Origin of the sequence: Sphingobacterium sp. NGMCC 1.201703 (assembly GCF_047784615.1) — a bacterium.
Classification (GTDB): domain Bacteria; phylum Bacteroidota; class Bacteroidia; order Sphingobacteriales; family Sphingobacteriaceae; genus Sphingobacterium.
In genome coordinates this window covers 113,025-127,652 of the sequence record NZ_JBLOHD010000011.1, presented here as the reverse complement: position 1 = coordinate 127,652, position 14,628 = coordinate 113,025, and the positions used below count along the sequence as shown (strand labels likewise).

Annotated in this window: 10 protein-coding genes; 5 read left to right on the top strand and 5 right to left on the bottom strand. The window is 38.2% G+C overall.

Annotated elements, in window-relative coordinates; all coding sequences use genetic code 11:
• The first annotated feature begins 51 nt into the window (after positions 1 to 51).
• Together ACK8HY_RS20745 and ACK8HY_RS20740 are read left to right on the top strand one after the other, a co-directional pair.
• Complete coding sequence (locus ACK8HY_RS20745) at positions 52 to 3,267, top strand: SusC/RagA family TonB-linked outer membrane protein (RefSeq protein WP_416134679.1); 3,216 nt, start codon at positions 52 to 54, stop codon at positions 3,265 to 3,267.
• A gap of 12 nt (positions 3,268 to 3,279) precedes the next feature.
• Positions 3,280 to 5,265, top strand: coding sequence for a RagB/SusD family nutrient uptake outer membrane protein (locus ACK8HY_RS20740; protein WP_254846181.1), 1,986 nt, complete (start codon positions 3,280 to 3,282; stop codon positions 5,263 to 5,265).
• A 45-nt stretch (positions 5,266 to 5,310) separates the two neighbouring features.
• Here ACK8HY_RS20740 and ACK8HY_RS20735 read toward each other — a convergent pair whose 3' ends face one another.
• The gene (locus tag ACK8HY_RS20735; protein WP_077433978.1) at positions 5,311 to 6,531 is read right to left on the bottom strand and encodes an MFS transporter; all 1,221 of its coding nucleotides are present in this window, start codon (positions 6,529 to 6,531) and stop codon (positions 5,311 to 5,313) included.
• An 88-nt stretch (positions 6,532 to 6,619) separates the two neighbouring features.
• A complete protein-coding gene (locus ACK8HY_RS20730; RefSeq protein ID WP_077433976.1) occupies positions 6,620 to 7,279 on the bottom strand; it encodes a FadR/GntR family transcriptional regulator in 660 nt (219 codons plus the stop codon).
• A gap of 255 nt (positions 7,280 to 7,534) precedes the next feature.
• Between ACK8HY_RS20730 and ACK8HY_RS20725 the strand changes: the two genes are divergently transcribed.
• Positions 7,535 to 9,256, top strand: a complete 1,722-nt coding sequence (locus ACK8HY_RS20725; protein ID WP_416134678.1) for a hypothetical protein — start codon at positions 7,535 to 7,537, stop codon at positions 9,254 to 9,256.
• 122 nt (positions 9,257 to 9,378) lie between these two features.
• Here the strand turns inward: ACK8HY_RS20725 and ACK8HY_RS20720 are convergent, their stop codons facing one another.
• The 3 genes from ACK8HY_RS20720 to ACK8HY_RS20710 form a co-directional block, all read right to left on the bottom strand.
• Positions 9,379 to 9,915 (bottom strand): GNAT family N-acetyltransferase, encoded by a 537-nt coding sequence (locus ACK8HY_RS20720; protein WP_077435777.1) that lies wholly within the window; start codon positions 9,913 to 9,915, stop codon positions 9,379 to 9,381.
• A 101-nt stretch (positions 9,916 to 10,016) separates the two neighbouring features.
• On the bottom strand, positions 10,017 to 10,604 hold the full coding sequence (locus ACK8HY_RS20715) for a Crp/Fnr family transcriptional regulator (protein ID WP_077433972.1): 588 nt from the start codon (positions 10,602 to 10,604) through the stop codon (positions 10,017 to 10,019).
• A gap of 273 nt (positions 10,605 to 10,877) precedes the next feature.
• The gene (locus tag ACK8HY_RS20710; protein WP_416134677.1) at positions 10,878 to 12,062 is read right to left on the bottom strand and encodes an MFS transporter; all 1,185 of its coding nucleotides are present in this window, start codon (positions 12,060 to 12,062) and stop codon (positions 10,878 to 10,880) included.
• Positions 12,063 to 12,145: 83 nt separating this feature from the next.
• Here ACK8HY_RS20710 and ACK8HY_RS20705 point away from each other — a divergent pair, with 83 nt between their 5' ends.
• A complete protein-coding gene (locus tag ACK8HY_RS20705; RefSeq protein ID WP_416134676.1) occupies positions 12,146 to 12,997 on the top strand; it encodes an AraC family transcriptional regulator in 852 nt (283 codons plus the stop codon).
• Between the two features lie 884 nt (positions 12,998 to 13,881).
• Positions 13,882 to 14,508 carry a Pr6Pr family membrane protein gene (locus ACK8HY_RS20700; protein ID WP_254846179.1) on the top strand — a complete coding sequence of 209 codons (627 nt, stop codon included), beginning with the start codon at positions 13,882 to 13,884 and terminating at the stop codon, positions 14,506 to 14,508.
• The last annotated feature ends 120 nt before the right edge of the window (positions 14,509 to 14,628 follow it).

Here is a 14,628-nt window from a genome sequence, read left to right as displayed (position 1 = left end):
AGCAAATAAATAACTAATAAACATACAATTTTAAACCATTAAGCAGTTTTTATGATTAATTGCCATTATTTCTCAAATCAATGGAAGAGAGCATTTTGGACCGGATCAATATGCTCTTTAGTAGCATTAAGTCCCCAGTCCGTGAATGCCGCCGGTTTCGCGCATTACGCAAACCTCTTTCAACAAGAACTAAGTGTTACCGGTGTTGTCCGAGATGAAACAGGAATGCCAATTTCTGGAGTAACCGTTTCGGTTAATGGAACTAATTTGGTGACAAAAACAGACAATGAAGGTCGTTACAAATTAGACAAAGTTCCTTCTAATAGTACTGTCAATTTCCGGATGGTCGGTAAACAGAGCATGGACGAAGTAGTCAATGGTCGACGTGCCATAGATGTGACATTGCTAAACTCCCAATCCAGCTTGGATGAAGTCATTGTGGTTGGTTATGGCAAACAACGGAAAGAAACCGTAACTGGTGCAGTCGCTACGGTAAAAGGGAGTGATCTAGCACAATCGCCAGCGTTGAATGTTTCCAATGCGATGACAGGCAGAATCCCGGGTGTAATAGCGACAAATGGTAGCGCGGAGCCTGGATATGATGGTTCTACCATTAAGATCCGTGGTACGAATACCTTGGGAAATAGTAGCCCGCTCGTGGTTATTGATGGTGTGCCAGCCCGTGAAGGGGGAATCGAACGGCTTAATCCTCGCGATATAGAAAACATCTCGGTGCTAAAAGATGCGTCAGCAGCGATCTATGGTGCAAGGGCAGCGAATGGTGTTATCCTTGTGACAACCCGTCGTGGAAAGACAGGTAAGCCACAATTTTCTTATACCTTCAACCAAGGATATTCCCAACCAACAGTAATTCCAAAGTTGACGGATGCCACACAGTTTGCGGAAATTCGCAACGAGCTCGAGATCTACAATTTACCTGTGGACGAATGGTCAGCAGCATTGACCGCTATAAACGGGACAGGATCTTATACAAAAAAGGACGGAACCGTATTAGGGGCACCTTTTAAACCTGATGATATTCAGAAATTTAAAGATGGTTCAGACCCCTGGGGACACCCGAACACGGATTGGTATAAATCTACCCTAAAAAATTGGTCGCCCCAACAGCGTCATAACCTTCAGATCAATGGTGGTACCGAAGATGTAAAATACCTGTTGTCCCTGGGTTATCAAAATCAAGATGCTTATTACAAAAATTCTGCAACCGGTTACAAGCAATATGATTTACGGATTAACCTGGATGCGAATATAAGTCAATATATCAAAACACAGTTTGGGGTTTTGGGAAGGCAGGAAAACCGTAATTTCCCTACAAAAAGTGCGGGTACTATTTTTAGGATGTTGATGCGCGGAAATCCGACGCAACCAGCGATCTGGCCTAATGGAAAACCTGGTCCTGATATTGAGAATGGCGAAAATCCTGTTGTCATTACAACGAATGCCACCGGCTATGATCGTGATAAGCGATATTACTTCCAGACAAATGGACAGGTAGATATCACGAATCCATGGGTTGAAGGACTAAAATTGACGTTAAATGCATCCGTAGATAAATACGTAAAGAACCAGAAAACCTGGGTAACTCCCTGGACCTTGTATTCCTGGCCGGGCGCCTACGAAGCCGACGGTAAAACACCTTTATTGCAGGCTGGCCGACGTGGCCCAGCGGACCCCAACTTAAATCAAAGTAATGAGGATCAGCTCAATATCCTATTAGGAGGAATTTTAAGCTTCGACCGGAAATTTGGAGATCATCAAGTGAATGCAATTGCAGGGGTAAATAGAGAAACGATAGATAACGACAAATTCAGCGCCTATCGACGTTATTTTCTGTCAAATAGTATAGATTATCTATTTGCAGGTGGGGAACAGGAGAAAAATAATGACGGAGCAGCCTGGAAGAGGGCGCGCTTGAATTATTTTGGGCGTTTTGGTTACAACTATAAAAGTAAATATATCGCAGAGTTTCTTTGGCGTTATGATGGCTCCTATATGTTTCCTGAAAGTGAACGTTTTGGATTTTTCCCAGGTGCAATGGCTGGTTGGGTAGTATCTGAAGAGAATTTCTGGAAAGAAAATATTCCAGTTATCAACTATTTTAAAATTCGCGCATCGTATGGGCAAATGGGTAATGACAATATTTATTGGGAAGATAAACTGCAAGAGTATCAATATTTTTCTACCTATTCATTTGGAACCTACATTGTGGATGACAAGCTGGCCAAAACATTATTTGAGAGCCGGGTGCCAAATGAAATGGTTACCTGGGAGGTTGCCAATAATTATAATTTAGGTTTTGATTTCCAATTCCTACAAGGCAAGTTAAATTTTGAGTTTGATATCTTTAAAAATCGTCGGAATTCGATCCTATGGCGAAAAAATGCTTCTGTTCCGCAAAGCACGGGTATGACGCTACCTGCTGAAAACATCGGTAAGGTCGATAATAAAGGTTGGGAATTTAATCTTGGCTATAAGGGTAAAGTCGGCGAACTTGGATATACTGTCGGAGTCAATGGCGGTTATGCAAAGAACAAGATTATTTTCTGGGATGAGGCTCCTGGAGCTCCTGCTTGGCAACAAAGTACAGGTAAACCTATCAAGACCGATATCTACTATATTTATGATGGTGTGTTCCGGGATATGGATGATATCGCCGCTAATAAACTTGATTATAGCGCCATTACCAAAACTTTGCGTCCCGGTGATATGAAATATAAAGACTATAACGGCGATAACAAAATTACTCCAGACGATAAAGTAAGAAGAGACAAAAATAGTGACCCAACATTCCAGGGAGGATTTAATTTCAGTTTGAGCTATAAGGATTTTGATTTGTCTGTTTTGTTCCAAGGAGCAACAGGCGGAGAAATCCGTGTTGGTACCGATGAATCGGGTTCTATTGGTAATTTTCTGGAAGAATTCTACGATAAACGTTGGAGTATAACTAATCCGAGCAGTGAACACCCTCGATTAACGGATCGTAGTAATCAATATTACTCATATAACAATACCTATTGGATGCGGAGTACAAACTATCTGCGTCTAAAAAATGTAGAGTTGGGTTACAATCTTCCGTCAACAATCTGTGATAAGATTGGTATCGGCTCATTGCGTGTATATGCAAACGGGATGAATCTGATCACTTGGAGCAAAATCAAGATGTATGATCCAGAGGCTGTAAATGCACTGGGACAATATTATCCACAGGCAAGACTTCTTAATGCGGGTGTGTTGTTATCCTTTTAAATACTAAAGAATATGAAAACAAATGAAGGGCTAAAGGGGATCGCTTCTGTATATGCAGGCTTCAAAGAGAATGAAAGGCCTATGAAAACTTATTCTCAGAAATATAAATTAGATAAGAAAATGAAAAAAATCGCAAATATATCCCTATTATTAGTTGCATTATCGGCTGGTTTTCAGTCTTGTAATGACGATTTTGTAAATACAAAGCCACTCAGCGAGGTGCCAAATGAGCTGGTTTGGTCCGATGCCGGATTGTCGGAGGCTTTTGTTATCGAAATATATAACGGTTTTGGTGCTGGCGGTTTCTACGAGCAAGAAATGGCTTCAATGACAGATGAAGCACTATTTACCCACCCAAATCGGGGGATTAATACGGTAACTGAATCACGGTCTAATCCGGCTGATCAAGGCTATATCATGGATACCTACGAATATGGACGTATGTATGTACGTATCCGGGCAAGCAATATGGCTATTTCAAATTTGAGACAGGCCAAGTTTGATCAGGAAAAAGCGAATAAAATACTAGGCGAAGCATATTTCTTGCGCGGATATTATTATCAACAACTCTTGCGTTTCTACGGAGGTGTACCAATAGATAATAAGATCTATACCTTAAATGATAAGGATTTTATGAAGCCGAGAAATAGCTATGCCGAATGTGTCGATGCGATCGTGAAAGATCTGGATAGTGCAGCGCTACTTTTAAAAGATGTAACGCCAGCCAAAGGGAGAGCAAGTGAAACGGCAGCTTTGGCGCTGAAATCCCGCGTGCTGTTATATGCTGCCAGCGATCTTCATGATGCGAATAAAGCTGGTATGAAGTCCGCACTCTTAAAAGCTTATACCAAACCGGAATACCTAATGTACACGAGTGGGAGTCAGACCGAACGTTGGAAAAAAGCGAAGGAAGCAGCAAAAGCAGTCCTGGACCGGGCAAGCTTTGCTTATAAGCTGGATCTGTCCGCTCCCGTAGCTGCAACAGAAGGAACTGCAAACTATATGGCCTTGTCCTTAGGTGGAGGAAGTAAAATTGCCGACGTCGCAGCAGCAAAAGACATTATTTTGGGCCGTTTTTTTATTAATGAAAAAGACGAACGCGGAGGATGGGTTGGACGTGACAATGGACCGAATGGATATCATAACTGGGCGGGGAATACGCCGATCCAATTACTCGTTGATGACTATGAAACGGATAAAGGACAAAAGTTTGATTGGTCAAATGCTACGATGGCCGCGGCGCCTTATCAAAATCGTGACCCGAGAATGAAGGCAACAATTTTATACGATGGCTCCGACTGGAAACCGAGGACAGCAGATGTAACAAAAAGGGATCCCAGCAATCAGATCCAAACCGGTCAGTACGAAATTGTTAATGCCCAAGGTAATAAAGTCACACATTTCGGCTTGGATACCAGAAAAAGCCCTGTTGAAGACTGGAATGGTTCAAGAACAGGATATTATATGCGTAAGTTTGTCGACCCAGATCCTGCGCAGGAAGATCAAAATACTAGACAGCGTATCCCTTGGCCGATGTTGCGCTATACTGAAGCTGTATTAAACTATGTGGAGGCTTGTATCGAACTAGGTGAAGAGGCAGAGGCAAGAACTTGGCTAAACCGAATCCGGTTCAGAGCAGGGATGCCCGCGATTGCTGTTCAAGAGACTGGAGTAGCACTTAAAAACCGATACCGTAATGAGCGCCGTATTGAACTCGCTTATGAAGAGCATCGCTTTTTTGACGCAAGACGTTGGATGATAGCAGCCGAAACGATCGGGCGCAAAGCGAATATCATCAATATCACGGGCACGCTGAAAGATAATAAAAAAGTAACTTTGTATAAATACGATCCGACTAGTTACACTTACAGATATGTCGTGAGTAATATTGATCCGGGAATCGAAAATAGAAACTGGGATGATAAGATGTATTTTACTTCTTTACATCGTGACGAAATCAATAGAAATACCCAGCTCATCCAGAATCCTGGATACTAAACTTTTTAAAAATATCTCACCGATAATTTTCGGTGAGATGTTTTTTTATCGGGCTTTTTTGTGATGCTCAATGTTAGGTAATAATCCCGTCGCAATACCGATCAATGGGAGGTAGGCGCAGATGTCAAAGACATGTTCAATGGACGTTTTGTCGGCTAGCCACCCCAAAAGGGCAGAGCCAATTCCACCCATCCCAAAGGCGAGTCCAAAGAAGAGTCCTGCGATCATGCCTACTTTGCCGGGAATCAATTCCGTGGCGTAAACCAATATAGCTGAGAATGCAGAGGAAATAATCAGTCCGATCAGGATAGACAGTATCATCGTTAATGTCAGCCCGACATGTGGCAAAAGTAGAGTAAAGGGAGCCACACCCAGTATTGAAACCCAAATGATGAGTTTACGTCCATAACGATCACCTAGGGGACCGCCGAGTATTGTTCCGATAGCCACTGACGCGAGAAAAACAAAAAGATAAATTTGTGATTCTTGCACAGTAATGCCAAACTTGTCAATAAGATAAAATGTAAAATAACTGGTCATCGATGCCATGTAGAAATACTTTGAAAATATAAGGATTAACAAGACCACTAAGGCAAAGATGACTTTAGATTTGGAAAACCTCGAATTTACCTCGGTATTATGTGTTACTGCAGTAGATTTTGGTTTTAGATGCAATTGATACCAATTTCCAACATAGGTAAGAATTAAGATGGCTAGAATTGCCAATACACCAAAAACGCCGATGTATTGTTGGCCAAATGGGATAACAATCAGCGCAGCTAGGAGGGGACCTATGGCACCACCAGCATTTCCGCCGACCTGAAAAATAGATTGCGCCAATCCCTTTTTGCCACCTGAAGCTAAATGCGCAACACGGGAGGCCTCGGGGTGAAAAATAGAAGAACCCATACCAATTAGGCTCACCGAAAGCAAAATATAAATAAAACTCGAAGCGAAGGCAATACAAAGCAAGCCTGCAAGTGAAAATAACATACCGATAGCTAAGGACCGGGGCGTAGGATTCTTATCGGTGTAAAGTCCAACAAAAGGCTGTAGAATGGACGCTGTCAGTTGAAATACTAAGGTAATAATGCCAATTTGAGTAAAACTAAGGGCATAATTAGATTTTAACAGCGGATAAACAGCCGGAATAACTGATTGAATAAGATCATTCAATAGATGAGAAATACTAATTGCAAATAAAATAGGGTAGACTGTCTGGGAACTATTCCAAGAACCATCTGCTTTTAAGGATTCTGTTTTCATAGACTAATACATCAGGTCATCTGATGTTTTGTTTTGTGATTACTTATATTTGATTGTCGGGATGGCAAATTAAAAGGAACTTAAGGGATTATTTGTGCTGGATAATTTGATTGGCTACTGCAACAGCTTGTTGGATATTCTTGTCTTTAATTGCGTCCATTAAATCCTCGTGTTGCTTCTGCGAGACAAGAAATGGGGTAGTGTCCTTATAAATTTCAAGGAAAAATTTGTTAACGTGAGTGGATAAGGTATGATACAACGCTGTCAGAATGTTATTTCCACAAGATTCAGCTATAGCGCTATGAAAGGCAATATCCGCCTCGATACAAGCGATTAGATTTTCAGCAGCGGCATATTTTGCTCTATTTTTAAGGGCTATAGCCATGTTTTTGAGACCTTTTGCTGTTCTATTTATTGCAGCCTTCTCAATAATTTTCAATTCAAGAACATGGCGCACCTCAAAAATATCGTTGAAATTACCCTTTTCAATTTTAGCGTCGAGCGCATGATGTCCGGTCACACTTTTAATAAATGTCCCCAGTCCCTGCTGCACATGTAAATAACCAGACTGACTTAAATACTTAACGGCTTCACGAATTGTTGATCTACCCACTGCAAACTGTTTCATTAATTCCGGTTCAGTAGGTAGTTTTGAATCTAAAGGAAAATTGCCCAATTTGATCTTTTCTTCAATTGCGGCAGCTACCTCTTCAGCCAACGATCTTCGTACGATGTGTTCAGTCTTCATATAGTCATATCATCTGATGATTTCAAAGGTAGGATAAAATTCCGCTTACACAAAAATAATTTTCAATTTCCATCTAAGTGTACTCATCGTTCTCAAGGTGTTGTACTATTTTGAAAAGAACAATTTTTAAGATTAATCAAATCTCGTAATGCTTTAGCGGGAACCGAATTTACTGGTGCGAGCACAAATGTAAATTTCTGAGATGCAGATATACTTTAATAAGTTTTTTCTAAATTAGATCTTTAAATTGATCCCATGAAAAAACTTCCGATTTTATTTTTTCTACTGATTTCTAAAATACTCTATGCTCAAAATATTACACCCTACGAAAAAGGTAATGGCAATCAGTCAACGACTTTTGAGGAAATGCGTGAATTTTATATAAATTTGGCGAAGCAATTTTCCACAATAAGTTATGAAACAAAAGGGGCAGACGATAATCAAGCTCCGATTGATGTCGTGATTTTCAACCCGTCTCAACAGTCTTTAGAGGAGGGGCGAAAGGACAAATCAGTGCTGTTTATAAATAATGGTATTCATCCGGGGGAGCCGGATGGAATTGATGCAACCATGATGCTCATGAGAGATTTGGCGACCGGAAAGATAAGCGTACCTAAGCATGTTATTATCGCTGCAATTGCGAGCTATAATGTAAGTGGGATGTTAAACCGAAACGGTTTTTCCCGAGCGAACCAAAATGGGCCAGAAGAATACGGTTTTCGAGGAAATGCAAGAAATTATGATCTGAATAGGGATTTTATTAAAACAGATACTAGAAATTCGCGGAGTTTTCAGCAAATCTTCCAATGGATAAAACCTGATGTTTTCATTGATAATCATGTTAGCAATGGCGCAGATTATCAGTATACCTTCACCTATATTTCGACTAATAAGGAGCGTTTGGGAGGAGTTTTGGGTAGTTATTTTAACAATGAAATGCAGAGAATACTGCTAGGAGATCTTGAAAAAGATGGGTTTATCTCTGTTCCCTATGTCAATATCCATAATGATGTTCCCGACGCGGGATTCCCAGTTTTTATGGATTCCCCAAGGTATGCAACGGGCTATACCAGTCTATTCAACGTCATTGGAACAGTGGTCGAAACGCATATGCTAAAACCCTATAAACAACGTGTAAAAGCGACCTATGATTATATGCTAAATACGCTCAATTTCATTGAGCGCAATTATAAAGTTATTCAACAGAAAAGAGTGGACAATCTAAAACAGTATAAGATAGGGAGTAAATATTCCATTGCTTGGAAACTTGACACAACGCAATATGAAAATATCGATTTTAAGGGGTTTGAAGCAAAATATAAACCAAGCGATATTTCTTCAGAAAATAGGTTGTGGTATGATCGAAAGTCCGCATTTTCAAAACAGGTCAAGTTGTATAACACTTATGTTCCTACAAAGGAGGTGATTATTCCAACTTACTATGTCATTCCGCAATCTGAATGGAAGGTGCTTGACTTATTAAAAATTAATAATATAAAAATGTACCCGATTCAGCGGGATTCTGTGATAGCTGTAGAACAGTATAGAATCAAAGATTTCAAAACTACTTCTACTCCTTATGAAGGACATTATGTACATTACGATACCGATGTTATCAAAGAAGAGAAGGAAAGGACCTTCAGAGCTGGGGATTTTTTGGTTCCGCTGGATCAAGAAGGTGTCAAGTATCTGATGGAGACGCTTGAGCCCGAAGCGATAGACTCATATTTCAACTGGAATTTTTTTGATGCGATTCTTGGACAAAAGGAATATTATTCTGCGTATGTTTTTGAAGACACAGCGGCTAAACTTTTGAAGGAAAACAACGAAATAAAATCCGCTTTTGACAAAGAGAAAGCCAGCAATCCAAGATTTGCTACCCACGGGCGTGCCCAATTAGATTGGGTGTACAAACACTCAGATTATTATGAAAAATCACACTTATTGTATCCGATTTTCAGGGTTGTACATCAATGAGGTTTATATCAACTAAGTTTACTTTAGAAAGCCGTATATAAACTGACCAAATGAAATATTCAAAGCGATCCATTAGACACAGGTATTTTCACCTCTTTTGAATGGAAATTTTTATATGATGTTTATTTGTCCTCAGGACTTATAGGAAGATTTGAAGGAGTGATATTTTTGATGTCAAAGTCCGCATTGACAAGAACGACAGACGTTTCAATCTGGCGGATTGGAATATTCCAGTATTTTCGCAATAGCATTTCTTTTTCCATATAACTTACTTGTCTAAAGCCATGTTTTACGTAAAAACCAATTGCCCAAGTGGCATCGGCCCATGTTCCGATCAAGATTGGCTGATCAGTAAGACGCGACAAATAAGTCAATAATTTTCCTCCAATTCCTTTATTTCTCGCGATTGTTTTCACGTAAGCGTGGCGGATTAAAGTTACATCTGATCTATGCTGTATCCCCATTACACCAAGTATTGCCTCATTTTCGAGATAACACCAAAATTCAATTCCATCCGCAATTTGTTCCCTAAGTTCATCTTCATCCATATACGGTTCTTTCCAACAGTCGTACGGTATTTTACCTTTATAAGCCGAAGAAGCGTCGTTAATAATTTCGTAAATTGTATTAAAATCAGATTGTTGGCTTTTTTGTATCATGCCATTCATAATTTGATTGTATGAAATGTTGCTTTATATTATTGTATTTATCAAAAATACAGCGTTAAGGTGGTATAGTATTTTACATATGTTGAGAAACTTTATTTTAGCTGTCTACGAATCCTGCTTAGTTGGGTTGGGGTAATTCCCAAATGGGAGGCAATATCCTGTAAGGGCACATATTTTTCGATATGTCGAGTACTTTTCAATAATTTCTCATATCTGACCTGAGCGTCTTCCATAACAATGGATATTTCTCTTTCTTCTTTAGCAATGACCCAATTCTTTTCCAGATAATAAATATAAAAAGATTTTAGGTCATCAGTTTTGAAAATCAGCTCCCTGAATTTCTTGTAAGAAAGATGAAGCAATGAACAATCGGTTATAGCCTGAATAGTAAATTTTGACGGTTGACCCAACAGACAGGAAACTGTCGAAGCGATGAAATCACCTTGAACAGCGATATTTTTTGTATATATTCGCCCTTTTTCATCGCTAATATAAGCACGCAGATAACCGTTATATAAAAAACAAAACTCACGTGCAATGGTATCTTGATGTACGAGTATCTCATTTTTTTTCAGATGTACAACTGTTGCAAGTGCTACAAGCTCCTGAAATGATTCCTCTGAAATAGGATGATAATAGTTTATCTTTTCTTTAAATTGTTGTATCAACGATGTTTCCATATGAATAAATAACAAATTTTAGAGGCTGCTAATAGAATTTACTTTGAACATTTAAATATGTTTATTTTTGGTTCTTAAAATGCATAATGGATTCTATAAAAACTTATCCGTAAACAGAATAGTCTTCATAACAAACGTAACAATTTTTAAAATGGTGAAATGCCATTGACTTCACGTTGTAATTCATCTAAAATCAGCTTTATGAACTGTTGAGGAACTAACACCCCATTCCAATAGAAGGGGTGTTTTCTTTGGGCAATCCGCGCCGATTTCTTATGCCTGTTTACAAACTGATGGCGCGAGTTCCGGTCTACTTGTCTCGTCCTCGGTTTGTGGCTGTAGGAAAGTAACAAAACTCATGGCAAATGTTATTGCTAATAATAGGATACTCACCCATAAAACATTATTTATGCTGTAATGTACGCTTATCATTCCTCCAAGAAAAGCCCCTAAGGAAATTCCAATATTGAATGATGAAGTGAGTAAGCTATTCACAAATTCAAGTGCATGATGAGGGATTGATTGAGTTGTCCGAATATTTGAAACCAAAAATCCTCCTGTATGAATCATTCCCCAAATGGATACAATAATAACCATTGGTATAAATATCCCACCTAAATAGTAAGCGAGCACCTGTACGGCGATCAAAGACGTCAAAAATAATCTCGCTGTCAATAGTACATTTCTGTTTAACGCTAGACCCATCAGCCAATTTCCTACCGTTCCCATACTGCCGAAGAGAAGTAACATAATACTAATCTGTGCGCCATCCATTTTAGTAATTTGTTCAAGATAGGCGGTAAGATAGGTGTAACTGGAGAACATCGCTGCTAATGTGCATATGGTAGAAATCAAGTTAAGCCATAGGAGAGGACTTTTTAGTATGGTCATCTGATTCTGTATAGTTTTCGTATTATCCGCTGGAATAGAGGGTGTAAAAAGCAATAGGCCAATAAAAGCAATTAAACTGATTGCACTACTGAGAAAAAACGAGGCTTGCCAATTATTGAAAAGATCTACTGCGTAAGTTGTTAATGGAATTCCGAGTACAGTCGCTAAGCTAAGTCCCAGCATAACTGTTGAGACACCCTTTGCTCCATTATTCTTAAATGCAATAGCGATAGAAATATTCCAAAAGAGGGGATGTAATATTGCTGGTAGTATACGGGCTACCATCAGCATTGCGAAATTTGAAGAAAATGCGGAGATCAAGTTGGAGAGAACAAATATGCTCATAACCAGGCATAAAAGAAGCTTTCGGTTTATTTTTGTTGTAAAAGAGGTGATGAAGGGAGAGGAAACTGCGACTGTTATCGCAAAAGCACTAAGTAACCATCCAGCAGTATCTATTGATACTTGGAATTCCCGGCTTATGGTTGGAAGGATGCCCACTATTCCAAACTCAGTAGTAATTATGCCGAATGCACCCAGTGCCAGGACGTAGATCGATTTTTTCATTGATGTCTAATATTTATATAGCAAAGTTGAACAGAAAAACTCTAAAAAATCAGTATATTTTAATGATAAAAAAGTATTTTTACATGATGAAAAGAGAGAATATCGATCAACTGGTTAAGGTAGAACATCATAAAGAGGTAAACTGTCCGCTAAGAGACAACCAGTTCTCTTTTTTTCAGATCATATATGTTATTTGTGGAAAAGGCTTTCTGAGGATAAATAACAACACAACAACCTATAGTGAAGGCAGTCTGATCCTCCTTACGCCCAATGATCAGCACCATTTGGAAATCGTTGAGAAAACGGAACTTTTGCTTATTAAATTTAGCGAACGTTATGTTAAAGATTACAAGTGGAACAGTATTAATTCTATGGAATGTTTACTATATGGCGCGTCCTATTTGTCGGGTTGCATTTTACAGAATAAGCCAGATGTTATTTTGGTTGATTCGATCGTATCGTCACTTCTTCATAACATAAATCATCCGGATCTCTTTCATGAAGAACTCACATTACATTATGTGAACGCTATAATTGTAATCGCTGCACGCAATATTTCAAAGATGCGAGTAGAACATGTGGCTTCCAACACAGACAAAAGAGCTCTGGATATTATCAACTATATTCAGGGAAACATCCATGATCCGGCCTTGTTGAAAGTATCGTCGATAGCACAAAAATTTGGATTTTCCGAAAGCTATCTTGGAAGTTATTTTAAAAAACAGTGCGGTGAAACAATTCAGCATTATATATCGAATTATAAAATGAGGTTAATTGAACATAGACTTCTTTTTAGCGATATGCGGGTTAACGAAATTGTCTCCGAGTTTGGTTTTTCCGACGAAAGTCATCTGAATAAATTCTTCAAAAAAAGGTACTTAATGAGTTTGACTGAATTCAGAAAGGCAAAAGGACAAATAGAATTATACCTTTAAATAGCATATAGATATTCTATCACCCAAAGAGGTTTAATAGCTATAGCAGGCTATTTGTTATTGATGGCAGAGTAGATTTTAAGGATTTTATTATTTTCTAAACTACGGATCGCATATAAACATACCTTAAAGGCGAATTACAAATGGCAGCCATCGAATATGTAATTGTGGTTGGTTACAGCAAAGAATACAATAAATTTAATTTGAATTTAGAACAGATCGGGCATCGAAATGTTAGAGATATGGATAAGGATGTTTGAGTTGATAGCATTTAAAATGCAGTTTATAATATAGATATTTACCAGAGATTATATGAAAAAAATAATATTTAGGTTCGCACTATTTAACCTCCTAATAGGTGTAGTACTATTTATTCTTTATAGAGTTGTTATTAGCGGACTAGAGCCTGTCAACACGAACTTCTTTGAGCGATTTCTTAGTATTATGGATTTATTTCTAAGTCTTGGTTTATCAACTATATATGTTATCATTATTGCTGTTAGTACCCTGTTGTTTTTTCTTAATCAAATTGAAAAAATTAGAAAAAGTTATTTTTTGTCTTTGCTGACATTTTCGGGCATACCTTTCCTTTGTATTATCATTCTATCTATCAATATTTTGACAGATTTTTATCAATATAATATAACACCTGTTTCTTTAAAAATATTGTTAAGCTTTTCAATAGTCTATTTGCTATGTACCTTTATTGAATTTCTGATGTACAGAAAAAAGATGCGAAACCTAGCTAATATATGATTTCAATAGGACTGTATGCTGTGAATATTTTAAACAGTAAATGAATAGAGATAAGGCGCAATTTCTCTGATTCAGTCCTTGGCTTTTAGGTAAAGAATTGTCTATTTTTAGATATTAAAATGACGAACATGATTTTATCTCAAAGGAGCTTTGCTGCTTTCATTTCCTTACTATGTTGGACCGCCATTGTTGCTCAATTTTTAATTAGTTATAGTAATTCCACAATAGCAGTTGGCGAATTGGTTGTTAGGTTCTTTAGTTATTTTACAATCTGGACAAATCTGATGGTGGCGATCTGCTGTACTTGTATCGTACTGTTTCCAAATAAAGCAATAGGAGACTTTTTTACCAAGCCGACAACGATCACGGCAGTCACACTTTACATCCTAGTCGTAGGACTAATTTATAATATTGTACTTCGCTTCTTGTGGCAACCTATAGGAATAGCACGGGTTGTTGATGAAATGCTTCATTCAGTGGTTCCTATTTTAGTTTTAATTTTTTGGTGGCGTATGGCGGATAAGCGAATTGAACATTGGAGGTCTATATTTAACTGGCTAATATATCCCTTTATTTATTTGCTATACACCCTATGGCATGGAGTGCTGTCCGGATTTTATCCATATCCTTTTGTAGACGTTTCTGTATTGGGAATTAATCGCGTACTAGTGAATAGTGTGATGATAACTTTTATCTTCTTGATAATAGGATTGCTTTTAATTCAAATAAATAGACGGATCGCCAAAAAACGCTAATAATGAATGTTTCTGTATTAGGAATGAAAACAAACAGCAAGAAATCAATCCACTATCTAAACAGTGGAAGTTTTGTAATTTTAGAGGATAGGATAATTAAAAACAATTTTAATTTTATAT